General features: G+C 70.0%; 26 protein-coding genes. 12 read left to right on the top strand and 14 right to left on the bottom strand.

Annotated features, from left to right (window positions below; translation table 11 throughout):
* Nucleotides 1-187: 187 nt before the first annotated feature.
* Nucleotides 188-1,069: an ABC transporter ATP-binding protein gene (locus tag EDF19_RS16255; protein WP_123681898.1), complete on the top strand. Its 882-nt coding sequence runs from the start codon at nt 188-190 to the stop codon at nt 1,067-1,069.
* Nucleotides 1,066-2,142, top strand: a complete 1,077-nt coding sequence (locus tag EDF19_RS16260) for an ABC transporter permease (RefSeq protein WP_123681899.1) — start codon at nt 1,066-1,068, stop codon at nt 2,140-2,142. Before EDF19_RS16255 ends, EDF19_RS16260 begins: the two co-directional genes overlap by 4 nt.
* A 68-nt stretch (nt 2,143-2,210) precedes the next feature.
* On the opposite strand, the gene EDF19_RS16265 is transcribed toward EDF19_RS16260, so the two are convergent.
* Together EDF19_RS16265 and EDF19_RS16270 are read right to left on the bottom strand one after the other, a co-directional pair.
* Entirely contained in the window at nt 2,211-2,705 is a 495-nt protein-coding gene (locus tag EDF19_RS16265; protein WP_123681900.1) for an NADPH-dependent FMN reductase, read from the bottom strand.
* A gap of 148 nt (nt 2,706-2,853) precedes the next feature.
* On the bottom strand, nt 2,854-3,885 hold the full coding sequence (locus tag EDF19_RS16270) for a YeiH family protein (protein ID WP_123681901.1): 1,032 nt from the start codon (nt 3,883-3,885) through the stop codon (nt 2,854-2,856).
* Between the two features lie 251 nt (nt 3,886-4,136).
* On the opposite strand from EDF19_RS16270, the gene EDF19_RS16275 reads away from it, so the two are divergent.
* A complete protein-coding gene (locus EDF19_RS16275) occupies nt 4,137-4,619 on the top strand; it encodes a hypothetical protein (protein ID WP_148071126.1) in 483 nt (160 codons plus the stop codon).
* A complete protein-coding gene (locus tag EDF19_RS16280; protein ID WP_123681903.1) occupies nt 4,616-5,281 on the top strand; it encodes a hypothetical protein in 666 nt (221 codons plus the stop codon). Before EDF19_RS16275 ends, EDF19_RS16280 begins: the two co-directional genes overlap by 4 nt.
* On the opposite strand, the gene EDF19_RS16285 is transcribed toward EDF19_RS16280, so the two are convergent.
* A complete protein-coding gene (locus EDF19_RS16285) occupies nt 5,275-5,880 on the bottom strand; it encodes an LppP/LprE family lipoprotein (RefSeq protein ID WP_123681904.1) in 606 nt (201 codons plus the stop codon). The two genes, EDF19_RS16280 and EDF19_RS16285, sit on opposite strands and share 7 nt — an antisense overlap.
* A 95-nt stretch (nt 5,881-5,975) precedes the next feature.
* Here EDF19_RS16285 and EDF19_RS16290 point away from each other — a divergent pair, with 95 nt between their 5' ends.
* The 3 genes from EDF19_RS16290 to EDF19_RS16300 all read left to right on the top strand — a co-directional run bounded on the left by EDF19_RS16290 (nt 5,976) and on the right by EDF19_RS16300 (nt 7,801).
* The gene (locus EDF19_RS16290) at nt 5,976-6,791 is read left to right on the top strand and encodes an alpha/beta hydrolase (protein WP_123681905.1); all 816 of its coding nucleotides are present in this window, start codon (nt 5,976-5,978) and stop codon (nt 6,789-6,791) included.
* Nucleotides 6,792-6,937: 146 nt separating this feature from the next.
* Nucleotides 6,938-7,282, top strand: coding sequence for a hypothetical protein (locus EDF19_RS16295; RefSeq protein WP_123681906.1), 345 nt, complete (start codon nt 6,938-6,940; stop codon nt 7,280-7,282).
* A gap of 213 nt (nt 7,283-7,495) precedes the next feature.
* Nucleotides 7,496-7,801, top strand: coding sequence for a hypothetical protein (locus EDF19_RS16300; protein ID WP_148071127.1), 306 nt, complete (start codon nt 7,496-7,498; stop codon nt 7,799-7,801).
* Nucleotides 7,802-7,905: 104 nt separating this feature from the next.
* Here EDF19_RS16300 and EDF19_RS19245 read toward each other — a convergent pair whose 3' ends face one another.
* The 4 genes from EDF19_RS19245 to EDF19_RS16315 form a co-directional block, all read right to left on the bottom strand.
* Entirely contained in the window at nt 7,906-8,082 is a 177-nt protein-coding gene (locus EDF19_RS19245; protein ID WP_185022903.1) for a hypothetical protein, read from the bottom strand.
* Between the two features lie 96 nt (nt 8,083-8,178).
* Nucleotides 8,179-9,330 carry a Gfo/Idh/MocA family protein gene (locus EDF19_RS16305; RefSeq protein ID WP_123681985.1) on the bottom strand — a complete coding sequence of 384 codons (1,152 nt, stop codon included), beginning with the start codon at nt 9,328-9,330 and terminating at the stop codon, nt 8,179-8,181.
* The gene (locus EDF19_RS16310) at nt 9,327-10,160 is read right to left on the bottom strand and encodes a sugar phosphate isomerase/epimerase (protein ID WP_123681908.1); all 834 of its coding nucleotides are present in this window, start codon (nt 10,158-10,160) and stop codon (nt 9,327-9,329) included. Before EDF19_RS16310 ends, EDF19_RS16305 begins: the two co-directional genes overlap by 4 nt.
* 92 nt (nt 10,161-10,252) lie before the next feature.
* Nucleotides 10,253-11,617: an MFS transporter gene (locus EDF19_RS16315; protein WP_123681909.1), complete on the bottom strand. Its 1,365-nt coding sequence runs from the start codon at nt 11,615-11,617 to the stop codon at nt 10,253-10,255.
* Between the two features lie 131 nt (nt 11,618-11,748).
* Between EDF19_RS16315 and EDF19_RS16320 the strand changes: the two genes are divergently transcribed.
* Nucleotides 11,749-12,333: a TetR/AcrR family transcriptional regulator gene (locus EDF19_RS16320; protein ID WP_260217245.1), complete on the top strand. Its 585-nt coding sequence runs from the start codon at nt 11,749-11,751 to the stop codon at nt 12,331-12,333.
* Between the two features lie 51 nt (nt 12,334-12,384).
* Here EDF19_RS16320 and EDF19_RS16325 read toward each other — a convergent pair whose 3' ends face one another.
* Nucleotides 12,385-13,908 (bottom strand): hypothetical protein, encoded by a 1,524-nt coding sequence (locus EDF19_RS16325; RefSeq protein WP_123681911.1) that lies wholly within the window; start codon nt 13,906-13,908, stop codon nt 12,385-12,387.
* A gap of 80 nt (nt 13,909-13,988) precedes the next feature.
* Nucleotides 13,989-14,564, bottom strand: a complete 576-nt coding sequence (locus EDF19_RS16330; RefSeq protein ID WP_185022904.1) for a TetR family transcriptional regulator — start codon at nt 14,562-14,564, stop codon at nt 13,989-13,991.
* A 227-nt stretch (nt 14,565-14,791) separates the two neighbouring features.
* Here EDF19_RS16330 and EDF19_RS16335 point away from each other — a divergent pair, with 227 nt between their 5' ends.
* Genes EDF19_RS16335 through EDF19_RS16350 form a run of 4 tightly spaced genes read left to right on the top strand, consistent with a single transcriptional unit; the run spans nt 14,792 to nt 19,529 of the window.
* Nucleotides 14,792-16,285, top strand: a complete 1,494-nt coding sequence (locus tag EDF19_RS16335) for a DUF6421 family protein (RefSeq protein WP_123681913.1) — start codon at nt 14,792-14,794, stop codon at nt 16,283-16,285.
* The gene (locus EDF19_RS16340; protein ID WP_123681914.1) at nt 16,282-16,974 is read left to right on the top strand and encodes an SDR family oxidoreductase; all 693 of its coding nucleotides are present in this window, start codon (nt 16,282-16,284) and stop codon (nt 16,972-16,974) included. The genes EDF19_RS16335 and EDF19_RS16340 overlap by 4 nt, the downstream gene beginning before the upstream one ends.
* The gene (locus EDF19_RS16345; protein ID WP_123681915.1) at nt 16,971-18,044 is read left to right on the top strand and encodes a low specificity L-threonine aldolase; all 1,074 of its coding nucleotides are present in this window, start codon (nt 16,971-16,973) and stop codon (nt 18,042-18,044) included. Before EDF19_RS16340 ends, EDF19_RS16345 begins: the two co-directional genes overlap by 4 nt.
* A gap of 18 nt (nt 18,045-18,062) precedes the next feature.
* Nucleotides 18,063-19,529, top strand: coding sequence for an SDR family NAD(P)-dependent oxidoreductase (locus tag EDF19_RS16350; protein WP_123681916.1), 1,467 nt, complete (start codon nt 18,063-18,065; stop codon nt 19,527-19,529).
* A gap of 168 nt (nt 19,530-19,697) precedes the next feature.
* Here EDF19_RS16350 and EDF19_RS16355 read toward each other — a convergent pair whose 3' ends face one another.
* The 5 genes from EDF19_RS16355 to EDF19_RS16375 form a co-directional block, all read right to left on the bottom strand.
* On the bottom strand, nt 19,698-21,800 hold the full coding sequence (locus EDF19_RS16355) for a beta-galactosidase (RefSeq protein WP_123681986.1): 2,103 nt from the start codon (nt 21,798-21,800) through the stop codon (nt 19,698-19,700).
* Nucleotides 21,801-21,850: 50 nt separating this feature from the next.
* Nucleotides 21,851-22,759 (bottom strand): carbohydrate ABC transporter permease, encoded by a 909-nt coding sequence (locus EDF19_RS16360; RefSeq protein ID WP_123681917.1) that lies wholly within the window; start codon nt 22,757-22,759, stop codon nt 21,851-21,853.
* Nucleotides 22,756-23,703: a carbohydrate ABC transporter permease gene (locus EDF19_RS16365; RefSeq protein WP_123681918.1), complete on the bottom strand. Its 948-nt coding sequence runs from the start codon at nt 23,701-23,703 to the stop codon at nt 22,756-22,758. Before EDF19_RS16365 ends, EDF19_RS16360 begins: the two co-directional genes overlap by 4 nt.
* Before the next feature lie 12 nt (nt 23,704-23,715).
* Nucleotides 23,716-25,095 (bottom strand): ABC transporter substrate-binding protein, encoded by a 1,380-nt coding sequence (locus EDF19_RS16370; protein ID WP_260217246.1) that lies wholly within the window; start codon nt 25,093-25,095, stop codon nt 23,716-23,718.
* 105 nt (nt 25,096-25,200) lie between these two features.
* Entirely contained in the window at nt 25,201-26,262 is a 1,062-nt protein-coding gene (locus tag EDF19_RS16375; protein ID WP_123681920.1) for a LacI family DNA-binding transcriptional regulator, read from the bottom strand.
* Between the last annotated feature and the right edge of the window lie 74 nt (nt 26,263-26,336).

The following is a 26,336-nucleotide window of genomic DNA, read 5'->3' on the forward strand; positions in this document are numbered from 1 at the left end:
CCGCCACGCCGGCCCCGCCACGCCGGTCCCGCGCGCGCAGTGCGAGGCGCAGCACAACGCGCGCAGCCTCCCCCGCGCGGTGGAGCCGACCACCCCCGGAAGTCCCGCCCCACGGCGGAGGCGACCCGTGCCTCCCGGCCAATAGCGTCGACGCAGGCGGCGCGGACCGTCGGGAGAGGGGAACGACATGCTCACCATCGAAGGGGTCACCAAGCACTTCGGCACACGCCGGGTGCTCGACGACGTCGGTTTCACGGTCGGGGACGGCCGCCTGACGGGGTTCGTCGGCGGGAACGGCGCGGGCAAGACGACCACGATGCGGATCCTGCTCGGGGTCCTCCAGGCCGACACCGGCACGGTCTCCATCGACGGCGCCGCGATCCGTCCAGCCGACCGTCGCCGCTTCGGCTACATGCCCGAGGAGCGTGGCCTGTACCCGAAGATGCCCGTCGCCGAGCAGATCACGTACCTGGCGCGCCTGCACGGGGTCGACAAGCGCACTGCCGCGACGCGGACCGGCGAGCTGCTGGAACGCCTCGAGCTGTCGCAGCACGCCGACGATCCCGTCGAGAAGTTGTCCCTCGGCAACCAGCAGCGCGTGCAGGTCGCCGCGGCGCTCGCCCACGACCCCGAGGTCCTCGTGCTCGACGAGCCGTTCTCCGGGCTCGACCCGATGGCCGTCGAAACAGTGCTCGGTGTCCTCCGCGAGGCCGCTGCCCGCGGCGTCCCCGTGCTGTTCTCCAGCCACCAGCTGGACGTCGTCGAGCGGCTCTGCGACGACGTCGTGGTCATCGCCGACGGCTCGATCCGTGCCGCCGGCCCGCAGGACGAACTCCGCAAGCAGGCCGGCGCCGCGGCGTGGGAGCTCCTGGTCGACGGCGACGTCGCCTGGCTCCGCGACGAGCCGGGCGTCACGGTCCGCGAGTTCGACGGTGGCTACGCCCTGTTCGAGGCCGACGCCACCACCGCCCAGCGCGTCCTGCAACGAGCCGTCCAGCACGGCACCGTCGGGTCGTTCTCGCCGCGCGTCCCGCGGCTCAGCGAGGTCTTCCGGGAGGTCATCCGATGAACGACTCCTTCGTGCAGGCCGTGCGGCTCGTGTCCGCACGCGAGATCCAGGCGCGCATCCGCAGCAAGGCCTTCGTGGTCTCCGCCCTCATCCTGATCGGCATGGTCGTCGCGTCCATCGTGGTCGGCGGCATCGTCGGCAAGGCCACCGCCGACGACACCACCCCGGTCGCCGTCGTCGACGGGGTCTCCCTGCCGACGACCACCGGCCTCGACGTGACGGACTCCAACACGGTGGCGGACGCCGAACGCCTGGTGAAGAGCGGCGACGTCGACGCCGCGATCGTGCCGTCCGACGACCCGCTCGGGTACAAGGTCGTCGGACTCGACGACGCCCCGACCGAGGTCGTCTCGGCGCTGAGCGTCACCCCGCGGATCGAACTGCTCGACCCGGACGCGCTGCCCGGCGGACTCGTCTACCTCATCGCGATCGCGTTCGGCGTCGTGTACTTCGCCTCGGCGGTGACCTTCGGCCAGTCGATCGCGCAGAGCGTCGTCGAGGAGAAGTCCACCAGGGTGGTCGAGGTCCTGATGTCCGCGATCTCGGCCAGGGCGTTGCTCGCCGGCAAGGTCCTCGGCAACAGCGTGATGGCGTTCGCGCAGATCGTCGCCGTCGCCGTCGCCGCGGTGGTGACGTTGGCGGTCACCGGGCAGGACAACATGTTCTCGATGCTCGGCCCGAGCATCCTGTGGTTCATCGGGTTCTTCGCCGTCGGCTTCGTGCTCATCGCGTCGCTGTTCGCGGCCGCCGCCGTGCTGGTCTCCCGTCAAGAGGACGTCGGCAGCGTCACCACCCCGGTGATGATGCTCGTGATGATCCCGTACTTCCTGATCATCGTGGCGTACGACAACCCGACGGTGCTCGGCATCATGTCGTACGTGCCGTTCAGCGCGCCGATCGGGATGCCGATGCGGATCTTCCTCGGCACGGCCGAGTGGTGGGAGCCGATCCTGTCGCTCCTGATCGTGGTCGCCGCGGTGGTCGTGGTCGTCCTGGTGGGCGCCCGCGTCTACGAGAACGCGCTGCTCCGCACCGGCAGCCGCGTGAAGCTGCGCGAGGCGCTGCGCGGCTGACGCCGCAGTGTCGGAGGGGAGGGCCGGATCGCGTGAGCAGGTCGGCTCGCGTGGTCCGGCCCTCGCGTTCACCCGCCCGTGGCAGCGACGACGACGTCGCGCCAGCGTTCGAGCCACGCCTCGGTCGACGCGGGGTCGGTGTACTGCCGGTCGTTCAGGTACAGCGCCGGGGCCGGCACCGTTGCACCGAGCTCCACGAGGACGGGCTTGAGGAAGACCTCCGGCGCGAGGGCGTGCGCGGGTCCGGCGCCGAGCATGAGCGGCACGGCCACGACACCGGCGAGCCCGTCGCCGGTGTCGAACTGGTCGAGGAACAGCTTGAGGACACCCGTGTAGGTCGCCTTGAACGTCGGGGACGCGACGACCACGAGGTCCGAGGCTGCGACGGTCCGGACGGCCTCGGCGACCGCCGCGTCGCCCCAACCGAGCAGTCCCGCTCCGAGCTCGATGACGTCGACGACGTGGTCCGGCTCGCTCCCGGTGAGCCGCTCGGCCACGAGGGTCGCGGCCTCGAGCGTGTGCGATGCCGCCTTGGGGTTGCCGACGACGACGGTGGTGATCACGATGTGCTCCTCGGTGCTGATGTCACTGCGCTGATGTCACGGTGCTGATGTCACTGCAGTCCATCGTGCGGGCGTTTCGGCACGGTGGCACGGCCGTACCGGTTCTGTTACGCGGGTCAGCGCGACGGAGCTTCACGCGGCCCTGGCACTACAGCAGGCCGAACGCCGCCTGCATCCCGAGACTCGTGCCGGCCACCAGCACCCACAGGACGATGCCGAGCAGCATCGGCCGGAACCCCGCACGGCCGAGCGCCGCGAAGTCCGTCGAGCAGCCGATCGCGGCGAGCGCCACCGTGATGAGGAACGAGGCCGCCGTCGAGAACCCCGGCGCGACGGACTCCGGCAGCACCCCGGCCGTGCGGAGCAGCACCACCACGAGGAACCCGATCAGGAACCACGGGACCAACCGGAACACGCGGAGCCCGGAACGCGACCCCGTGTCGGCCGTGCCGTGCTCGCGCGAGGCTCGCCGCGCCTCCAGTCCGGCCAGCCCGATCACGATCGGGATGATCATCAGCGTGCGCACCAGCTTCACGACGACCGCGGTGTCGGTCGCCTGGTGGCCGTACACCGTGGCGGTCGCGACGACCGACGACGTGTCGTTCACCGCCGTCCCCGCGAAGACGCCGAAGGCGTGCTGGCTCAGCCCGAGCGCGTGCCCGAGCAGGGGGAAGGCGAACACCGCCGCGATGTTGCACAGGAAGATCGTCGACATCGCGTAGGCGACGTCCGCGCTCACCGCCCCGATGACCGGCGTGACGGCAGCGATCGCCGATGCACCGCAGATGCCGGTCCCGACGCCGATCAGGGTGCGGAGGGCGCTCGACACCCGCAGCAGCCGACCGATCCCCCACGCTGCGACCAAGCAGACCACCAGCGTCGCGAGCATCACCGGCAGGGTCTCACCACCGATGCGCAGGACCTCGCCGAGGGAGAGCTGGGCACCGAGCAGGACCACCGCGAACTGCAGGATGCGGCTCGAGGCGAACTTCACGCCGGGTGCGAGGGCTGCGAGGCTCCCCTCGGTGCGGCGACGGACCAGCCACCCGACGACGGCACCGATGAGGACGGCGGGGACGGGTCCACCCAGGACGGGGACCGCGCGGCCGATCAGGGTGGCGACGACGCCGATCGCGACGGCTGTGGCGACGCCGGGGGCCGCGGTGCGGACGGACTGCATGGGTCCAGCATCTCGTGCCCGCGGTCGTCCTGCGGCACGGCCGGGCAGGATGGGGCGGTGGAGTACGCGGGCGAGCGGTGGGTGCAGCGGCTGCGCGACGGCGAGACGCCGAAGCGGTGGCCGTTCCTGCTCGGCCTGTCGATCGTGACGGTGGCCGGTGGGATCGGCGTGTACTTCTCGCTGACCCACCTCGACGGGATCCTGCACTCGGACGCCCGTTCGCCCTGCCGCTGTTCTCGGCGCTGCTGCTCGTGTCCGGCCCCGGGGCGGTGGCGTTGTCCTGGCTGCGCGGCCGACGCGACCGGCGGCTCCTGGAACGGATCCGGCAGCACGGGCCGACGCCGCGTTTCCACCTCCCGGTCCTGCGTTCGGGCGAGTACACCGTCGACGACTTCCCCGAACCGAGGCCGGAGATGTGGACTGTCGACGCTGCAGGACTGCACGCGTGGTCGCCCGAGCGGGACGAGCCGGTGTTCGACCTGGTGTGGGGCGACATCCGGTCGTTCGAACTCGCGACGACGGACGTGCGAGGACAGCGGACGGACACCGGCATCTGGATCATCACCGAGCGCGTCGGGCGCTTCGCCGTGCAGCCGCGGGCCGTCATCGGGCGTCCCTTCGGCGCGAGCACGACGAAGATCCACATCCTGATGGAAGTGCTCCGGTCGCTGCGTCGCGAGGTCGGCCCGCAGCATGACCCCGGGCGCTCCGGCCGAGCCCCGGCCGATCGATGACGGCCACGGACGAGCCGTGGGTGCTGCGGCTGCGTGACGGCGAGATGCCGAAGCGGTGGCCGGTCCTGCTCGCGGCGGCGATCACCACCCTGGTCGGGCTCGGTCTCCTCGTCGCCGAGTTCGCCACGCCAGACTTCCTACGCGGACTCGACAGCGCACGGACACGGTCGACGTTCGTCCTGTACCCGTTGATCGTCACCGGGTTCGGGCTGCTGCTGGTCGTCGCGACGATCTCGTCCGGCCGAGCCGATCGGCGCACGCTGGCGCGCATCCGCGCAGGCGGGTCGCCCCGGTTCCACCTGCCCGTGCTGACGTCCGGGATGCGCACGTCCGACGACTTCCCCGAGCCCCGGCCCCAGATCTGGCTCGTCGACGAGGTCGGCCTGCACGCATGGGCGCCTTCCCGGGACGATCCGGTGTTCGAGCTGCCGTGGGCCGGCGTCCGTCGGTTCTCCGTCGCGACCAAGGACTCCCGCGGGCAACAAGTCGACTTCGGCATCTGGATCACCACGAGCGACGGCCACGACGTGGTCGTCCAACCGCGCCCGGCCCTCGGACGAGGATTCGAAGCCGGGCCCGGCAAGCTCGACACCCTCGTCCGCGTGCTCCGCTCGCTGCAGCGTGAACTCGGCCCGCAGCAGGCGCCCGCCGACCGTCACTGAGCGGGCGGGGTGTCGCCCGTCATGTCGACGCGGCCGGTTCCCTCGTTCCAGGTGAACGTCGCCGTGGTGCGGCCGGACGGTGCAGCGTTCGGCTCGCCTGCCTTCGCGTACTCGTACGTCACCACGATCGCCGCGTCGGACTGCCGCTCCACGGCCGGCTCGAACGCGTACTGCTCCGAGGTCGCCGTGCCGAGGTACGTGCCCTCGTGGAAGAGCAGGATCGCGTACGGGGACCCTGCCGTGGCGAACTCGGGTTCGACGACGGACCAGGACAGCGGTGCGCAGGCGTCGTACCCGGAGTAGTCGGCGTTCGCGGCGTCCCACTTCGAGTCCTCGAGCCCGGCAGGCAGGGGCAGCCGGGCTATCCCGTCGGCCGCTGCCTCGGAGCCGCTCGCGGGGCCGCACGTCGTCGTCGGTGTCGGTGTCGGCGTCGTTGTGTTCGTCGGCGTCGGGGTGGCTGCGTCCTCCGTCGGCGCCGCGGTCACGGTCTTCGTGACGGTCGGGGACGCCTCGTCGCCGTCTCCTCCGCCGGAGCAGCCCGTGAGCAGGGCGACCAGCGCCACGCCGGTCAGGATCAGAGCAGTCTTCGGAGTACGCATGACTCCACGCTGCACGGACGTGCGCGGCGGCGCACAGATCGTTACCGGCTCGTGGTCTGCGCCGCGCAGGATCAGCGCTCTGCGACACTGCTCTGATGCGGGGGACGGCGAGGATGGTCGAGGTCGTGGACGGCGTGATGCCGGGCCCGCACGGACCGGTCCCGATCCGGCACTATCGACCGCAGGACCCCGCAGCCGCTCCGACCCTGGTCTGGCTGCACGGGGGCGGGTTCTTCCGGGGAGACCTGGACCTGCCCGAGTCGGACGTCGTGGCCCGGGCGCTAAGTGCCCGCGGCGTCCCGGTCGTCACCGTCGACTACCGACTCGGCCCGCTACCCGGCATGCCCTGGATCGGTCGGACGGGGCCACGCGCGCGCCGACGTGCACCGCATGCACGCGACGAGGTCGTGGCGGTGCTCCGCGAACTCGCGACGGAGTGTCCCGCTGGCCTGGTGCTGGGCGGTGCGAGTGCTGGAGCGTGCCTCGCTGCCACGGTGATCCCGGCCGTGCCCGCGCTGTCCGGTGCAGTGCTCGCCTACGGGTTCTTCCACGCGCGGCTCCCCCGCGACCCGGCCGTCCAACGTCTCGTTCGGGGCCACCGGCGCATCACGCACGCTCCGCTGCTGCTCGACGCCGCGAACCGCAACTACGTCGGGCCACTCGGCGCCGGAGGGTTCCCGGCGCCCGAGCGCCTCGGCACCTTCCCGCGCACCCTGATGCTCGACGCCGAGCGGGACACGATGCGCGCGTCCGGCGACCGGTTCGCACGGCAACTCGGCGCCGCGGAGGTCGATCTCGAACGTCACGTCCTGCCCGACAGCCGGCACGCGTTCCTCAACCGACCGGACAGCATCGACTTCGCGGCTGCCGTCGACCTGATCGCTTCGTGGGTGGCCCGACGGCCCGTCTGAACGTTCGAGCGTGTGCGACCGTCGGACATTCCGGTGACGCCACGACGAACCGGACGTATTCTGCTGTCGGAAGCAACGGCGGTTCCGAACACCATTCGCCACGTTCACCGTCGTGGCGTCCCGCCTCTGTGACGAAGAGTCCAACCGTGACCGAACACCTCATCGAGTACGTCGCCCGTGACCGCACGGGCATCACCGCCGTGGTGACGACCACCAGCGTGATCGACGTCGACACCGTGATCCAGCACATCCGATCCGGCCACACCGGGTACTACGTGGCCGCCGACTCGTGGAAGCGCACGCCGGTCCGGAGCATGTCGTTCATCGGCGGCACGTACCTGTTCGCGAACTGGGACGGCTCCAAGCGGAACATGCTGCACGACCTGGCGTTCCGATCGCCGACGCGAGCGGTCCAGACCCCACCGCGCTCGGAGTCCCGCTTCGAGCGGTTCCTCGCGGTAGTCTTCGGCCGACTGTCCTCGCACCGCTGACACGGCTCCTCCGTCAGGAGGGGTTCGCCGTCAAACCGAACTTGTTCTTGCTAATTTGAAATATCAATAGAAAATTGTGCCGTTGAGTGCCAGGCTGATCCCGCCAGCAACGCTGCTGGCAGGACGGAGAATCCCATGCACTTCACTGCCCGCGGGCGGTACACCCCGCGTTCGCGCATCGGTCTGGCGGTCAGTTGCGCTGGGTTCTCCGCAGTGCCATTCGGAGTCACCCTGTTCAGCGCAGCGGACATGGATGCGAGTTACCCGAGCCTTCCGCTCGTCGTCACGATCCTGATGATCGCGTACCTGCCCCGGTGCATCGCCCCACACCCGGGCTGGCTGCGGGCCGAGGTTCCGCCCGTGGCAGCGGCCAGCTTGTACGTCACCTCCGGCGTCGCAGCCCTCCTCGGCCTCGCGGTGGCGAACACCACGGGCGAACCGGGGTGGTCAGCGGTCGGCGGCGTGGTCGCAGCACTCACCTCGATCGGCGCACTCGTCATTCCGTGGCAACGCGACTGAGGCCGGCGCGGACGCAGAGCGGCGCGGACGCGGAACGACATCCCCGTCGTCCTACGACGACGGGGATGTCGTTCTGCGTCGAAACCGCGACGCGTCCGGAACGGCTACTGCTCGCCGTCCTCTTCCGGGTTGAAGTGCGAGTCGTCGCCCACGTGACCCGCCGCGAGGCCGTCCGGCTCGTTCGGGATCGTGTTGTCGTCCCCGAGGCCGTTGGGCTTCTCGGTGCCCTCGGAGTCGTTGGTCGGCTCGGCGGCGTCCGGGGTCTTGTCGGTGTCGGTCATGGTCTGCTCCGATGCAGTCGTCGTTCCGGTGGTGCTGGGAGTCGGACGCTACTTGGCCACGCTCGGGACGAGGTGTGACCGGCACTCCGCGGACAGTCAGGCCGACACGGTCTCCAGCGTCGACGCGAACGGGTCGAAGTCCTCGGGCAACGATGCGACCGGGGCGACCGTGGACTCGACCTCGATGAACGAGCGCGCCGCGATGGACTCCTCGACCGCGACCATGGTGTCGAGCACGTGGTAGCCGACCTCGCCCGTGGCGATGTGCGAGCCACCACCGCGGATCGCCCGCGCCATGTCGAGCACGCCGAGGCCTCGGCCGACGGTGGGCTCCTCGTCGAGCAGGACGTCGAACTCCTGCGAGAAGGGGAACGTCGCGTCCTTGGTCAGCGGCCGCGCGATCCGGATCGGGTGCCCACCACCGAACGTGTTCGGGTCGGGCAGGACGATCGTGCCCTCGGTCCCGTTGACCTCGAACACGCCGTGGCGGAACAGCGGGGTGTCGAACGACAGCAGCGACTGCGCGCTGCCGCCCTGCTCGAACGAGGTCAGGACGGAGACGTGGGTCGGCACCTCGACGGGGAAGGAGTCGCCCGCGTTCGGCCCGACGACCAACTGCCGGGTCTCGCGGGACTTGGACCCCGTCGCGACGACCGAGTCGATCGGCCCGAGCAGGTGCACGAGCGCCGTGAAGTAGTACGGGCCGATGTCGAACAGCGGGCCCGCGCCCTTGGCGTAGAGGAACGACGCGTTCGGGTGGAACACGTCCGGCCCCTGCCACTGCATGCTGGTGACCGCGGTGAGCGGGGTGCCGATCGCGCCCGCCTCGATCGCACGCTTGGCGGTCTGCCACCCCGGGCCGAGCACCGTGTCGGGAGCGATGCCGAGCTTCAGGCCGAGCGAGTCGGCCAGTGCGACGAGCGATGCGGCCGAGGCGCGGTCCACGCCGATCGGCTTCTCGCTCCACACGTGCTTGCCGGCACGCAGTGCGTCCGTCGAGACGGCGACGTGCGTGGCGGGGAGCGTCAGGTTGATGACGATCTCGACGTCGGGGTCGGCGAGCACGTCGGCTCCGGTGCCGGAGGCGGCCACACCCCACTTCGCCGCGGATGCTGCGGCGCGCTCCGTGTCGATGTCGCCGATCCGGACGACCTCGACGTCGGGGAACGTCGTGAGGTTCGCGAGGTACTGCTCGCTGATCATGCCGGCGCCGATGAAGCCGATGCCGACGCGTCCGGTGCGGGTCATGCGGACACCTCCGATGCGGACGACGAACCCACCGGCGCGAGCTGCGCCGTGAGCCACTCGTACGACTGCTGCACGCCGTCGAAGACGTCACCGTCGAACCCGTCGAACTCGATCACGGCGTACTCCAGCGCAGTCGCGGCAGCGAGCGCCTCGGCGAGCCGGACGTCGCCCTGGCCGGCCGGGGTCTGGTCCGTCGGGATCGAGGCGGTGGAGATGCCCTCGTGCATCGGGCCGTCCTTGACGTGCACGGCGACGATCCGGTCGCCGAGTTCCTCGATGAAGGCGACGACGTCGATGCCCGCGGCCGACGCCCAGTACAGGTCGAGCTCGAGCACCACGGCCGGGTCGAGCAGCGACGCGAGCACCTGCAGCGCGGGCTGGCCGTCGATCTGCGGGCGGAGCTCGTGGTCGTGGTTGTGGTACCCGACGCGCAGACCGTGCTCGGCGGCCTCGACGGCTGCGGCGTTGAGTCGTGCAGCGACGCGCTCGACGCCCTCGCGGGTCGTCCACGCATCGGGCCCGACGAACGGGTCGATGACGATCTCGAGTCCGAGTTCCTTCGCCGCGGCGAAGGTGTCGGCGTGCGACGGAGCGGTCATCACGGTGCCGTCGGGCAGCGGGATGGTCTCCTCGACCAGGAACGCGTGGCCGGTCTTCGCGGTGATGCCGTGGGCGTCGAACGCCGCCTTGAGCTGCGGTGCTCGGTCGACGAACGCGAAGGCCTCGACGGTGTCGAAGCCGATCTCGGCCAGGCGACGGACGCCGCCGTCGAGGTCGGGCTCCAGCGCGGCGTTCACCGTGTAGAGCTGCAGGGAGATGGCGGGAGCCATGTCGGGTCCTTTCCGGGGGTGGTACAGGTGACTGCCTGGAGGCGCGACTCGCGTTGCGGACGCAAGTTGCGCCTCCAGGCTGGTTGCATTGGTCAGCGGACCGACTTGATCGGCAGGATCACGAGGGCGCCGAGGATGACGGCGACGCCGGCGCCCCAGAGCATGAGCGTGTAGTTCTGACCACCGCCGATGCCGAGCAGGAACAGGCCGACGGCCGGTGCGAGCGACTGCGGCAGCGCGTTCGCGATGTTGATGACGCCGAGGTCCTTGCCGGGGCGTTCCGGGTCGGGCAGCACGTCGACGATCAGGGCGGTGTCGATGGCGGCGTAGATGCCGAAGGCGAAGCCGAGGACGATCTCGGCGAAGTAGAAGCCGCCGACCGTGTCGACGTGGGCCAGGATCACGAGGCCGACCGCGGTCAGTGCGGTGGAGCCCCAGACGAAGACCTTGCGGCGCTGGACGCGGTCCGACACCCAGCCGGAGACGGCGGCGCTGACGAGCAGGGCGACCGTGTACAGCAGGACCCCGAAGGCGACGACCCCGACGGCTTCCTTCTGCGGGAGGCCGATGCGGTCCTCCATGTAGAGCAGGCGGTACGTCGTGAACATGAACGTGCCGAAGGTGATGAGGAAGCGGCCCCACCAGGCCAGGCCGAAGTCCGGGTGCTTGATCGGGTTGGTCCAGAACGAGCTGATCAGGTTGATCCAGCTGAACGGCTTGACCGGCGTCGTCGGCAGGTCGTCGCGGGCCACGAACGAGTAGACCAGGATCGCGAGGATCGCCAGGACACCCGGAGCGATGAAGAGCACCGGCAGGTTGCCGACCAGGTACACGGCCAGGTACAGGCCGGCGAGGATCGCGGTGTTCTGCGCCAGGGCGATGACGCTCGAGGCCTTGCCGCGCTGGAACTCCGGCACGTTGTCGGCGAAGCTCGCGGTGAGGGTGGCGAGCACCGCGTTGGCGGTGACCTGCGCGAGGACCCAGGCGAGGGTGAGCTGGAGCACGTTCGGCGAGAACGCGAGCCACGCGAGCGAGCCGACGAAGACGATGACGCCGCCGACCATCCACGGGCGACGTCGGCCCCAGCGGGTGCGGGTGCGGTCGGAGATCGCACCGAAGAGCGGGTTGGCGAACAGCGCTCCGAGGGCGCCGAACGGCAGGACCGAGCCCACCACCGTCTCGGGGCTGGTCGGGTTGAGCTCCGTCGCCTTGATCGACATGCTCACGAAGACCGGCGTGAGCAGGGCGACGAACAGGCCGAACTGGGCGAAGCTGAGGCCCCACAGGTAGCCGCGGCCCACGCGCATCGTGCTGACGGGCTGCGTGATGCCCTCGACCGAGAACGCACGGGATGCTGCGGCGTCCGTGGCGGTGGCTCCGGCTGCTGCGGTGACCGCGGGGGATGCGGTCCCGGCGATGCCGCCCTTGGGTTCTTCCTTCGACGTCGGTGTCGACATGACTCCTCCTCGAGTCATCGGGGGCCGGGGCCCTCTGAATCCCTAGTGCTACTAGGTGATCGGGACTGTAGCACCGGAAACCTCCGCTTGGACGTTTTTGTGTCGATTGTTGCGCCGGTAGATTGGCCGGCGTGACGTCCAACGATGGAATCGGTACTCGCGGCCCGTACGCCAAGGGGGTGCAGCGCCGGCAGGAGATCCTCGACCAGACGCTCGACGTCGTCGCCTCACGCGGGATCGACGGAACCTCGTTGCGGGCCATCGGCGAGGCGATCGGGGTCTCGCACGCCGCACTCCGGCACTACTTCTCGTCGCGCGAGGCGTTGCTGCTCGAGGTCCTGCGGGAGCGCGACGTCGTGTCTAACCGGGCGCTCGGCGACACCACCGGGGTCTTCACGCGGCTGGGCGTGGTCGCCGACCGCAACGTCAGTGAGCCCGCGCTCGTCACGCTCTACACGACCCTGCTCGGGGCCTCGGTCGAACCCGGGAACGCCGAAGCACGTGCGTTCTTCGCGGAGCGCTTCGAGACGGCTCGGTCGGACCTCGTGTCACAGCTCCGCGACGAGATGTCGGCGTCGGGGCGGCGCACCGACGAGGAACTCGAGCAGGTGGCGTCGCTCATCCTCGCCGCGTTCGACGGGTTGCAGGTGCAGTGGCTGCTCGACCGGCGGATCGACATCGCGGGGACGCTGCGGTTGCTGGAGCGGTTGCTGTAGCGGGGGCGGTCGGTCGGTTCGGTCTGTCGGGCTCCGGGTGGGGGCCGAGTCCTACGGCGCGATCGTCCGCTTGATCGGGTTGCTCACGTTGCCCGTGGCGTCGACCGACCAGGCGAGCAGCGTGTACCGCTGACCGGCACGCAGCGGCGGCAGCGTCGCCGATCCCGGCGCACCGGACCCGATCGCGGTGCCGGACAGCACGCTCGCCCCGGTGCCGTCCCCTTCGACCAGCCGCACCACGGTGGACACTGCGTCGGACGACTTCGAACGCCCCCAGCTGACCGTCCGCGCTTCGGCTCCGCTCACCGTCACGCCAGCGGGGCCGCGTGGCGCCGTGACGTCGTTCCGGTGACGGAAGAGCAGTTCTCCCTTGACCGGGTCCGGGTACGGGTCGTTGCCACAGTCGACAGTGAACGAGATCCGGGCGCGGACGACCATGTCCCGGTCGTTGAAGCTCAGGCCGGAGATCTTCGCGGATCCCGTCGTGCCGTTGCAGTCGCGGTACGCGCGCGAGATGTCGAGGATCGGCACACCGTCCCCGTACTCACCGACCTTGAACGAACCGTTCCGCAGGGCCTCTCCGTTCGGCATGGCGATCTCGAGCCGGTTGACGTCGACGCTGTTGACGTAGGCGGCCGTGGCACTGAACGCCATCGAGGACTGGTTGGTCCGCTGCCCCCAGAGCGAGTACGGACCATCGGCGTCGGTGCGGGTCTTGCCGAGGGCGATCCAGTTGCGGCCCGAGACCGTCAGTCGAGTGATGCCGAGGGGTGCCTCGCCAGCGAGGTCGGCCGTGAGCGTCGAACCGCCCGCCGGCACCGTGAGCGCAGCCGTCCGCGGGCCGCCGTGCTCCGGGGAGAACCCGACACGGACGGAACAGGTCGCTCCCGCCGCCACGACGGCCCCACTGCACTCGTCGTCGGCCAGCGCCCAGTCACCCGCCTGCGGACCGCGGAGGGCAGCGCGCCCGAGCGTCACGGGCGAACCCCCGGCGTTGTGCACGGTCTCGGTCACCCAGACCCGCGTCCCGTTGACCGGCGTCTGCGGCCAGCGCAGGTGCGTTCCGGCGAGCCGGACGTCGGCCTCGTCCTGACCGAACCGGACCTGCCCGAAGGTCGCGTCCGACGGCAGGTCGCCGCGGTAGCGGAACACCGCGTCGAACCGGGTCATCGTGTCGGCGTCGTCGAACGCCACGTCACGGATCTCGAGTTCACCGGTGGCACCGAGCGGGAACGTGCCGACGGCCAGGTCCTTGCCGTCCTTCCGCTCCAGGTCGAGCGTCTCCAGGTTGAGGGACGTGCCGTCGATGTGCGGGAAGGTGATCCCCACGGTGGTGCGGGTCGCGTACCGGAGCTCGATGTCGCCGTCACCCGATCGCTGGGGAACCGGGCGCTCCGGCGGCGCGGTGTTCGCGAGCAGACCGATCACTCGCGGCCCCGAGGCGACGGGGGTTGCCGCTGCGGTCGCCGCCGGGCTGGTGGGCGCCGCGGTCGCGGGCTGAGCGACCAGGATCGAGCCCGCGATGGCGAGGATGGTCCCCGCGGCGATGCGGGTGATGGGTGCCGTCCGTGGCATGTGTCGCTCCCGAGCGTGTCGATGACTGTCACTCACATCCTGTCGGAGCGCGACGCCGTTGTCCGGGCAGTTCGAGCCGATCAGCCCCCGACGAGCGCGGTGACCGCGTCCACCACGATCTGCCGCCGCCGCGCCGGAGCCACCGCCGCCACGAGTGAGCCGAACTCGGGGGTGGTGGCACTCCAGAACGCGGCGAGGTGCATCACGAGCCCGAGGAGCACCGCGGGCCGGTAGTTGCGTGGCAGGACACCGGCGCGCTGCGCGTGCTCGACCTCGGCGACGGCAGCGGCATCGGCGCTGACGACGGCCTCGAGCGAGCCGGACTCGCCGCGCTCGAGACGGTGCCAGGTGGTCAGGCGCTCGGCCCACGGCCGGCTGACGTAGGAATCGTGCAGACGGCCGGCCCAGGCAGGGAGGTCGTCGGTGTCGACGGGGACCTCATCGAAGGTCTCGGCGACGGTCTGGGCGAGGAGGGCATCGAACAGGCCCTCCTTGCTGCCGAAGTAGTGGAAGACCTGCGCCTTGTTGCTCGACGCCGCCGCAGTGATGCGCTCGAGCTTCGCGCCGGCGATCCCGGCAGCGGCGAACTCGTCGCGTGCTGCGAGCAGGAGTCGTGCGCGCATCGCGTCGGCGGCTGGGGGCGTGAAGCGGGGCATGGGGACAACCGTACCGACAGGGCCGCATCGGGAGGTCGGCGGTGGTCGCCCCGACGAAACGTTGCGCGCGTCAGCCGATCCCCCGCGCGAACACCGCCGCGGCGCAAGAATGCCCCGGAAATGGGCAATAATGCGTCCCTCGTTCTTCCTTAGGCTCATCACACGATCCGGTTTCGCGCACCATCCGTCCGCATTCCCGCGGCCGCCCCAACGACGGGAGGTTCGACATGTCTCAGTTCGTCCAGAAGTTCACGCAGGACGCCATCGTCGGAGAACCCGAGGTCGTCGAGGACCAGCTGAGCGTGCGCGAGGTCGCCGACCACCTCGCGTGGCGCCGGCTGCGAGACGCCGTCGTGGCGTTCCGTGCGTTGCAGACGGACGACGGCTCGATACCGGACCAGTCGGATCACGCGACCGCTTCCGGGTACCTGGCCACGATCCTCCCGGCAATCGCGGAACTGGCACCGTTCTTCCCGCACGATGCGACGTACCTGGCTGCCCTGCAGCGCGACTTCGCACGGTGGGAAGCGCACGATTTCGGCGTCCCGGACTTCCTCGATTCCCTGAACGCATTCCAGCCACAAGAACACCGAGTCGACGGACTCGGCCATCTGGTCGTCTTCCCGATGTACACGCAGAACGGCAGTGCTTCGCGGTTCGTGGAGGCGGTCCTGGTCGAGGTCATCTGGCCGGAGTTCGTCGCCGAGCTCGAGGCGGGCGACTACGGCAACAAGCTGTTCGTCGCGTTGCGGTTCGTCGACTTCACGCCTGGTTACGACACGAACTCGGCGGTGTTGTTCCCCGAGACGGTCGCGATGCGCGAGATCCCGACGTTCACGTGGGGCGCGATCTTCCAGGACCGCGAAGCCGCCCGGTACCGCAGAGTGGTGCGCGCCGCCGCGGAGATCACCAAGTTGGAACTGCCCGACGATGCCGCCGCGATGCTCGACGACCAAGGGCTCACCGAGCGCGTCTTCGTGATGTGGGACATCATCCACGACCGGTCGCACATGCGCGGCGACCTGCCGTTCGACCCGTTCATGATCAAGCAGCGGATGCCGTTCTTCCTCTACTCACTGGAAGAGCTGCGCTGTGATCTGACGGCATTCCGGGAATCGGTGCACCTCGAACGCACGCTCTCGGCGCTCCCGGATGCGAATCTCGCCGAGGCGCAACGCGAGATCCGCGATCATGCCCGTCTGGTGCAGTACGCCGTCGTCTTCGACCGCGTCTTCCGCTTCGCGATCACCGGCAGCCGCGTCCGGAACTACGACGGACTCGGCGGGCAGTTGCTGTTCGCGTGGATGCACCAGCACGATGTCCTGCACTGGACCGACACACAACTCACCATCGATTGGGACGCTGTGCCGGACGTGATCATCGCCCTCAGCGATCAGATCAACGAGTTGTACCGGCGATCGATCGACCGACCGAAGTCGGCGCACTGGCTCGCCGCGTACGAGATGTTGACCAGGACCCTCACGCCGCACCCGGCTTCGAAATGGGCGCGCGGGCTGCCGGAGGAAACGCTCGCCGGAATGCCGAAGGGCTACACCGATGCGGTGATGGACGACGAGTTCCCGCTGTCGATGTTCTACGAGGCGCTCAACAAGAAGATGGCGAAGGTCATCGCGTCGACGGCCGGCATCACCGGTTCCTCGTCCGATTCGTCCGCTTCGCCCGTCGGGGACGTCGGGGAAGTCGAGGGCGCTGCCGCATGAGTGGTGGGTCCCTGGCCGGTCGCCTGGTGCTGGTCGCCGGAGCGACCAGCGCCAGCGGCGCTGCCGTCGCGCGCGCCCTCACCTCCGCCGGGGCGGCCGTCGTCGCGGTCGGCACCCGACCAGACGCACTGGAGGCCCTGCAAGCGTCCGTCCCGGGCGTCGCGACCCACGTGTGCGACCTCTCGGACCTCGGTGCGGTCACCGCGTTGGCTTCCGACGTCCACGCTGCCGCGGGCCGCATCGACGGCCTGGTGCACCTCGTCGGTGGCTGGCGCGGGGGCGGGAGCATCGCCGGCCAGTCGGACGACGACTGGGACTTCTTCGACCGGGCGTTCCGGACGCTGCGGAACACCACGCGGGTGTTCTACGACGACCTGGTGGCGTCCCCTGCCGGACGACTCGCGTTCGTCTCGTCCACCGCGGTCGACTCCCCCACGGCCGGCGCCGCGAACTACGCCGCGGCGAAGGCTGCCGCCGACACGTGGGTCCGTGCCGTGGCCCAGGGTCTCCGGAAGGACGGACCGGACTCGGCGGCCGCCACCGTGTTCGTCGTCGGAGCCCTGACCGGTCTGCAGGCCCACCTCGGCGACGAGGTCGTCCGACTCTGGTCGGCGCCACCCGCTGACGTCAACGGCGCCCGTGTCCCGCTCACGGCGGCTGAACCCCTCGAACCTAGGATGAACCAGTGACCCTTCGACTCCACGACCTGGACCTGCGGGGCTTCGCCTCGGACAACTACGCCGGCGTCCACCCCGAGATCCTCGACGCGATCGCCGCGGCCAACGACGGCCACCAGATCGCGTACGGCGAGGACGTCTACACCGCCCGGCTCCGCGAGGTGGTCCAGGAGCACTTCGGCGCCCAGGCCGAGGCGTTCCCGGTGTTCAACGGCACGGGTGCGAACGTCGTCGGGCTGCAGTCGATGCTGCCGCGGTGGGGCGCCGTCGTCTGCACGTCGACCGCGCACATCCACACGGACGAGGCCGGGGCGCCCGAGCGCGTCGGCGGGATCAAGCTGCTGCCGGTCGAGACGCCCGACGGCAAGCTCACCCCGGCGCTCATCGACAAGGAGGCCTGGGGCTGGGGCGACGAGCACCGTGCCCAGCCGCTCGTCGTGTCCATCACGCAGACCACCGAGCTCGGCACCGCGTACACGGTCGACGAGATCCGGGCGATCGCGGACCACATCCACCCGCTCGGCATGACGCTCCACATGGACGGTGCGCGCATCTCGAACGCCGCCGCGACCCTCGGGCTCCCCCTGCGCGACTTCACCACCGACGCCGGCGTCGACGTGCTGAGCTTCGGCGGCACCAAGAACGGCATGCTCTACGGCGAGGCGATCGTGGTGCTGAACCCCGCCGCCTCGGAGGGACTGCACTACCTCCGCAAGATGAACATGCAGCTGTCCTCGAAGATGCGGTTCGTCTCGGCCCAGCTCATCGCGCTGCTGTCCGACGACCTGTACCTGCGCTCTGCCGGGCACGCCAACGCCATGGCCGCCCGCCTCCGCGGCGCGCTCGAAGCGCGGATCGCGGACGGCAGCATCCAGGGCGTCGGCTTCAGCCAGGAGACCCAGGCGAACGGGGTGTTCGCGACGCTCCCCGCCGGGGTGGCCGAGCGGCTCCGGAAGCACTTCCGGTTCTACGACTGGGACGCCAGCCGCAACGAGGTGCGGTGGATGTGCGCGTACGACACGTCCGAGCAGGACATCGACGACTTCGTGGCTGCGTTGACGCGGGAGCTCGCCGCCGTCTGATCCAACGTAGTATCTCGTGTGATCTCCGAGCACCCCGAACCCAGCGGCATCCTCCCCGAGGACCTCGACGCCACACTCAGGGTGCTCGAGCAGATGACGCAGATCGACGAGTCGCACGACGACTTCGTACGCGTTCGCCAGGCCACGGCGAAGATGTTCAAGGCCGTCAAGCGGGCGCACCGGCTGGAGAAGCGCGCCGTCATCGCCGAGGCCGATCGCCGGGTGATCGCCGCCACCGCGACCGGTGCCGCCGACCGCATCGACGACGAGACCCGTGGCATCCCGATCAGCACCTCGACCGTGACGCCGACGGCCGGCACGCTCCTGAAGGCACGGCCCTGCTACATGTGCAAGCAGCAGTACACGGTCGTCGACGCGTTCTACCACCAGCTGTGCCCGTCGTGCGCGGCGATGAGCCACGCCAAGCGTGATGCCCGGACCGACCTGACCGGCAAGCGGGCGCTCCTCACCGGTGGTCGCGCGAAGATCGGCATGTACATCGCGCTCCGGCTGCTGCGCGACGGCGCACACACGACCATCACGACGCGGTTCCCCCGCGATGCCGTCCGTCGGTTCGCGAGCCTGCCCGACTCCGCCGACTGGATGTCGCGACTCAAGGTCGTCGGCATCGACCTCCGCGACCCGGCCCAGGTCATCGGGCTCGCCGACGATGTCGCCGCATCCGGCCCCCTCGACATCCTGATCAACAACGCCACGCAGACCGTGCGCCGATCCCCCGGCGCCTACCAGCCCCTCGTCGACGCTGAGCTCGCGCCGCTGCCGGACGGCCCGCTGCCCGAACTGGTGACCTTCGGGCACACGAACGACCAGCACCCGCAGGCACTCGCCCGCTCGGTCACGGCGCACCCCATCCTCGCGGCAGCCGCAGCTCGAGCCGAAGAGCTCACCGAACAGGCGATGGCTCCGGGATCGAGCTCGCTCGAACGGCTCGCCACCGGAACCGCGATCGATGCCGGCGGGCTGGTGCCCGACCTGCACGACGTGAACTCGTGGACGCAGCACGTCAACGAGGTGGACCCGCTCGAGATGCTCGAGGTCCAGCTGGCCAACACGACGGCGCCGTTCATCCTGATCTCCAAGCTCCGCCCCGCGATGGCTGCCGCCGGGGCACGTCGCACCTACGTCGTGAACGTCAGCGCGATGGAGGGCGTCTTCGGCCGCGCCTACAAGGGGCCGGGGCACCCGCACACGAACATGGCGAAGGCCGCGGTGAACATGCTCACCCGCACGAGTGCGCAGGAGATGTTCGAGACCGATCGCATCCTGATGACGAGCGTCGACACCGGGTGGATCACCGACGAGCGGCCGCACCCGACGAAGGTCCGGCTGGCGGAGGAGGGCTTCCACGCGCCGCTCGACCTCGTCGACGGTGCTGCTCGCGTGTACGACCCGATCGTGCGGGGCGAAGCGGGCGAGGACGTGTTCGGCGTGTTCTTGAAGGACTACGAGCCGAGTTCGTGGTGACCGGCTGACGGCCTGGAGGCGCGGGGCGGGACCGCCACGCGCCTCCAGGCCGTCAGGTGGTCACGTGACGATCCGCGCCCGCGTGGGCACGTCGGCTCCGGCGTGGTACCACGGACGCATCGAGGGAGCAGACGGACCGTCCGACCCGACGGCCCGCCTGCTCCGGTCTCACTCGGCCACGACGACCACCCGGACGTCCCACGGCCCGAGTTCGAGCACCGCGCCAGCAGCGATTGCGGTGCCGTCGAACAGGTCTTCCGCGGCCACCGGTACCGCGTACGTGCTCGGCTCCCACGACCAGTTGTGGACGACGTGCACCGTCTCGCCACGACCGTTGACCGAACTCGCGACCGACTGCGTGTCCGTCTGCGGTTGCCAGCTCGTGGAGCCGCTGCCCTGCGCGACTGCCCACTCCGAGATCGCTGCGGCGAGCGCTGGGTCCGGCACCGTCCCGACGTAGGTGACCCGACCGGCGCCGTGCGACCGTGTCGTCACTGCGGCGAACCGACCGTGGTGCGGGTGGTCGTACCCGACGAGCACGTCGGCGTCGTCGACGAGCAGGCCGTCGGCCCACCGTGTGGCCGTCGCTCCGGCCGGCACGGTGAACCCGTGCTCAGCGGCAGCGGCTCCGGCCGACACCGGGATGCGTCGGCCGAGGTTGCTGAACTCGTCGTAGTGCACGCCGGCGGGCACGTCGAGGAACGCGGGCTTCCGTTCGAGCCGCGCACGGGCTTCTTCGTCCTCGTACCCGGTGCGGATGCCGACGATCAGGTGGCCACCTGCCTCGGCGTAGGCGGCGAGCCACTGCAGCTCGGCGTCGGTCGCGATGGTGAACGCCGCGGCGACGAGCACCGGACGCTCCGCGGCGAAGGACGCCGGCTCACGGTCGAAGACCTGCGACGGGTGCACGGTGTTCGCCTGCAGTCCCGCATCGAAGACCCCTCGGGCGAACGCGTCGTAGATCGTCTGCCACGAGCGCCGGTCGGGCTCCATGCCGTCGCCGAGTGCCGGGTGCTCGTTGAGCGCCCACTTCGACTCGTTCGAGAACAGGAGGGCGACATCAGCGTGCGGACGGAGACCGGCCACCCGGTCTCCCGCGTGGGAGAACTCGGCACCGATGCGAGCGATCGCCTCGTAGGTCCGGCCGGGCTGCTGCGAGTGCGGCAGCACCCCGCCCCAGTACGTCTCGACGCCGTAGTGCAGCGTGTGCCAGTGCCAGTACTCGATCATCGATGCCCCGCGGGACACGAGCGCCCAAGCGGCTTGACGCCACTGGCCTTCGTAGGCCGGTTCGTTCATCCACGAGAACCCGATCGCTTGCGCGTTCGTCTCGGTGACCAGGAACGGTGCCTGCTTCGACCCGTACATGCGGTCGCCCGACGCGAAGATCGACCAGGCACCGGACGAGGTCCAGAACTGTGCGGGCTCCTCGGCGCTCGGCAGCTCGAGGGCGTCCTGCATCCGGTAGTAGGGGTTGCCGGCGGTGACGTCGAGCGCCCGGGTGAGCACCTCGTCCTCGACGGTGGGCCGCTCGTAGGCGATGCACGTGGTGACGAACTGGTCCGGGCGCGAGTACTCCCGCACGACCGATGCCTGCCAGGCGATGAAGTCCGTCGTGATCGAGGCCTGGAACCGGCGCCAGGCCAGGTCGTACTGCGGCTGGGCGTTGCCGTCCGGCGTCCACAGGTCGGCCCAGGTGGACAGCCGGTGGGACCAGTAGGTCAGGCCCCACTCCTCGTTCAGCCGCTCGACGCTGCCGTAGGTGTGGCGCAGGTGGTCGACGAAGCGCTGGAACACCTCGGGGTTCGCGATGAGCTCGTTGCCCGGCTCGTTGTCGACCTGGTAGCCGATCACGGCGGGGTGCTCGGCGTACCGGGCGACGATCTTCCGGATGACCCGCTCGGCGTGGAACAGGAACGCCGGGTGGGCGTAGTCGATCTCCTGCCGGGCGCCCCAGCCCATCGCCTCGCCGTCGGTGCGGCGGCGGACGTTGATCTCCGGCACGATGCGGGCGAGCCACATCGGGACCGCGTACGTCGGCGTGCCGAGGATCACCCGGATGCCGTGTTCGTGGGCGGCGTCGAGCACCGGTGCGAGCCACTCGAGGTCGAACCGGCCGTTCTCCGGTTCCCAGGTGCTCCAGACGGACTCGCCGACGCGGATGACCGAGAACCCGGCCTCCTGCATCAGGCGCATGTCCTCGTCGAGCCGAGGGGTCGGCTGGTACTCGTGGTAGTAGGCGGCGCCGAAGAGGACGCGGTCGTGCTGCATGGTGCTGGGTGCTCCGTTCGAGAGGGTGTGGTGGTTGGTGGGCGCGCCGGTCATCCCTTGACCGCCCCCGCGGTCAGGCCGTCGAGCAGCTGCTTACGGAGGAGCAGGAACACGAGGATCGTCGGCACGCTCGCCAGCACGGCGCCGGCGAGCACGAGGTCGTACGACCGGTTCTCCGACGCGAAGATCGCGTTGAGGCCGAGGGGCAGCGTGTACTGACTCGAGTCGGACAGCAGGACCAACGGCCACTGGAACGAGTTGTAGCTCTGCAGGAAGCTCCACACCGCCAGGGCGCCGAGCGACGGCCGCAGCAGCGGGAGCACGATGCGGCGGAACGTGCCGAACTCGGAGTTGCCGTCGATGCGGGCCGCCTCGATGAGCTCGTCAGGGATCGCCTGCACGATGAACTGCTGCATCATGAAGATGCCGAACGCCGGCGCCACCCACGGCACGACGAGCGAGAACCACGGGTTCGTCAGCCCGGACTTCACCACCAGGATGAAGAGCGGCACGAGGATCACCGCGAACGGCACCGAGAGCGACGAGAACATCACCGCGAACAGGATCCGCTTGCCCCGGAACCGGAACTTCGCGAACCCGTACCCGGCCATCGCGCAGACGAAGACGGACACGACGGTCGCGATCAAGGCGGTGCCGACGCTGATGCCGAACCAGGCCCAGAACGGCTGGGTGGCGAGCAGGTTCGTGTAGTTCTCCCCCGTCGCCGGGTTCGGGATGAGCGTGGGCGGTGTCGCGAAGATGTCGCCACGCTGCTTGAACGAGCCGGACAGTGCCCAGAGCAGCGGGAACACGAAGACCAGCAGCAGCGCCACGAGTGTGGCGTAGAGGAAGCCGCGGCGAGCGATCCAGCCCCTGGTACGGGGCGGGCCGGACCGGGGTGCCCGGCTTCCGGCGGTCGTGACGGCCCGGGTGTCCGGGCGGTCGGTGGTGGCGGTCATGCGTCCCTCCCGATGGCGAGTGCGCGGTTGAGGATCTGGCTGACGCCGAACACGATGACGAACAGCACGACACCGGCGGCTGCCGCGTACCCGAACTGCTGCCGTTCGAAGGCGGCGCGGTAGATGAACATGGCGACGGAGAGCGTGGCCTCGCCCGGGCCGCCCTTGGTGAGCAGGTAGGGCTCGTCGAACAGCTGGGCTGCGCTGATGAAGCTCGTCACCACGACGAACGCGGTGACCGGACGGATCGCCGGGAGCGTCACGTTCGTGAACTTCCGGAAGGTGCCGGCCCCGTCGAGCGACGCGGCTTCGTACTGCTCGGGCGACACGTTCTGCAGCGCCGCCAGGAAGAAGATCGTCAGGTACCCGACCGTGCGCCACAGGAGCACGAAGCCGATCGCGACCTTCGCGAGCGTCGGGTCACCGAGCCAGTCAGTGTTCGGCAGCCCGAACAGCGCCTTCAACGTGGCGTTGAGCAGTCCGTAGTTCGTGTCGAACACCAGGCTGTAGATCAGCGCGATCACGATCGGTGACAGCACCATCGGGATGAAGAACGTCACCCGGAAGAGGTCGCGGGCGCGGAGCCCCTTGGCGTTGAGCGCCTGCGCGACCAGCAGCGAGCACGGCACGATGACGAACACGGCGATGAGCGTGTAGATCAACGAGTTGACCAGGGCGGTTCCGAAGCTGGTGTCCCGGAACAGGTTCGCGTAGTTGGACAGGCCGATCCAGTTCGGCGTGCCGAGGCCGACCCACTCGGTGAGTGACAGGTACACGGCGGCGAGCACCGGCACGATCATGAAGAGCCCGTACAGCACGTAGAACGGCGCGATGAACAGGTACGGCGCGCTGCCCCCGTTCGTGTTCAGGCGTCGGCGGCGAACGGGCGGATCGGCCGTGGTGGTGGCGGACACCGGGATGCCGGTGGCGGTTGATGTGGACATCGAGGGTCCTCCTCAGGCGCGGGTCTGGCCGCGGAAGTCGGCCGCAGCGGCGTCGAGCGCCTGCTTCGGGGAGATCTGGCCCTTGTAGGCCTTGATGAGGTACCCGCTCAGGACGGTCTGCAGGATGGAGGCGTCGGCGCTCTGGTGCTGCGAGGGCACGTCGTCGACCACGGACTTGTAGACGCCGAACAGCTGCTGTCCGCCGAAGTACGGGTCGCTCAGCGCTGCGAGGCGCGGGTCGTCGTAGACCGAACGCAGCGTCGGCAGGTACCCGAGGTCCTGGTACCGCTTCACCTGCTGGTCCGGGTCGAGGTACGCGGCGAGCACCAGGTCGATCCCGGCCTTCGTGAGCGGCTTGTCGCGGAGCACCGAGAACCCGGTGCCGCCACCGACGCTCGTCGTGCTGCCACCGCCGGCGAACCGGGGCAGGTTCCGCACCTTCCACTTGCCCTTCTGCTCGGGCACGTTCGGCTTGATGCCGTAGCTGGCGTACCACGAGGGCATGTCGACGGCCAGGATCGTCCCGCCCTTCAGCCCGGACTGCAGGCTCGGTCCGTACATGTCGGCGACCGTCGCGATCGCGCCGGACTGCACACCGTCGACCAGGAACTGCAGGGTGCGTTCGGCCTCGGGCGTCTGGATGGCGATGCCGCCGTCCTCGTCGTACAGGTCGCCGCCCCGCTGGAGCAGCAGGATCTGGTAGCTCTGCAGCGTGCCGCCCGGGTCGGTGACCGCCACGGCGTGCAGCGAGACGCCCTTGCTCTTGTTGAGCTTCGCGCCGACGGCCATGTACTCCTCCCACGTCGTCAGGTCGTCCGGGATGCCGAGGGCCTCGAACTGGTCGGCACGGTGGTAGTAGACGCACAACGGGGTGTCCGAGTCGAGCGCGTACAGGTGCCCGTCCTTCGAGAACGGCGTGAGCCGGGCACCGATCAGGTCGTCCTTGCGCGATGCCACCGACGGCGAAAGGTCGCTCAGCAGCTCGGCTGCGATGTCACCGCGGAGCATCCGGCAGAACGCCCCGATCTCGAGCCCGGCGACGTCGGGCGTGCCCGTACCCGCGACGGCCTGCGCGATGAGCTTGGTCGGGATGTCCGCTGCGGCGATGGTGGTGATGTCGAGCGCGAAGTCGAAGTCGGACTTCCGGTCCGCCACCGGCAACGCCTCGGTGAAGAACTTCTCGTAGCCGGGGTCGTGCGTCCAGAAGGACAGGTCGGCGCGACCGGAACGGACGGCAGCGGTCGACTGCGGAGCGCAGCCGGCCAGCAGACTGCCGAGCGCGATGCTGCCGCCAGCGGCGGCGCCCCACCGGAGCAGGTCACGTCGACTCGGTCCACGGCCTGGAGGCGCGGGTGGCGCAGGTGGGGAAAGTCGCCTGGGTACTGGGGTCACGGAGGTCTCCTGACATCGTCGTCGAGGTGCGTGCGGAAGTGGCGGTGAGCGCATGTGAGCGCTCACTCACGGGACGGACGCAAGCCGCGCCTCCCGTCCGGGGTTTCAGTCGGCGGGGCGGAGGTGACGCCGCGCGGGCGACGGCGGCGCGCTGGTGGCACGCGTGATCAGCTGGCCGGGCAGCATCCGGTGACGCTCGGCCGGCGGATGACCGTCGAGCGTGCGGAAGAGGCGGTGCATCGCGAGGCGGGTGGCCTCGTCGAAGTCCTGGCGGATGGTCGTGAGCGGTGTCGGCAGGAAGGCAGAGATGGGCATGTCGTCGAAGCCGACGATGCTGACGTCTGCCGGCACGGACAACCCGTGCTGCTGGATGGCGGACATCGCGCCGATCGCCATCTGGTCGTTCGCGACGAAGACCGCCGTCAGGTCCGGGCGGCCGAGCAGCGAGCGCATTGCCTCGTAGCCGCTCTGCGGCGACCAGTCCCCCTCGGCCGGTGCGTGCTCGGCGACGCCGGCGTCCTGCAGCGCGGCGCGCCAGCCCGCCAGACGTCGGGAGCTCGAGGTCCAATGCGCCGGACCCGCGATGTGCCACACGGTCTCGTGCCCGAGTGCGAGCAGGTGATCGGTGGCGGCGAACGCCGCGCCGCTCTCGTCGAGACCGACCGCCAGGGAGTTCTCGCGATCGGCGACGTCCGGCGGGCCGAGCGTCAGGACCGTCACACCCTGGGGCAGGCGGAGCTGGTCCATCTGGTTCTCGACCGGCTCGGAGAAGACGATCGCCTCGACGTCCTGGCCGACGAGCGAGTCGACCGCCGGCTGCAGCTCGGACGCCGTCGCGGCGACGGTGCGGACGATGGCCAGGCTGTAGCCGTTCGTGCGGCACGCCTGCTCGACGCCGGTGAGCATCGCGGTCGGGCCGTACAGGTTCGTGCCGATCGTGATCAGGCCGACGCGGCGGGAGCGCTGTGACTTGAGGGAGCGGGCGGCAGCGTTCGGGCGGAAGCCGAGCTCCGCGATCGCCGCTTCGACCTTGGCTCGGACGGCTGCGGTGACGTGCGGCTCGTCGTTGACGACGCGGGAGACGGTCTTCTGGGACACCCCGGCGAGGGCCGCAACGTCGGTCATCGACGCGGGACGGAGGCGGTGAACCGATGCGTTGCCGTTCATCGTCAGCTCCTTCGCTGCTCCGTGAGACCGGCCGGGACCGGGTGTGGGAGCAAGACAACCACGGGATTGTCTAC

The sequence above is a fragment of the Curtobacterium sp. PhB115 genome (genome assembly GCF_003752025.1).
In the GTDB taxonomy this organism is placed as follows: domain Bacteria; phylum Actinomycetota; class Actinomycetes; order Actinomycetales; family Microbacteriaceae; genus Curtobacterium.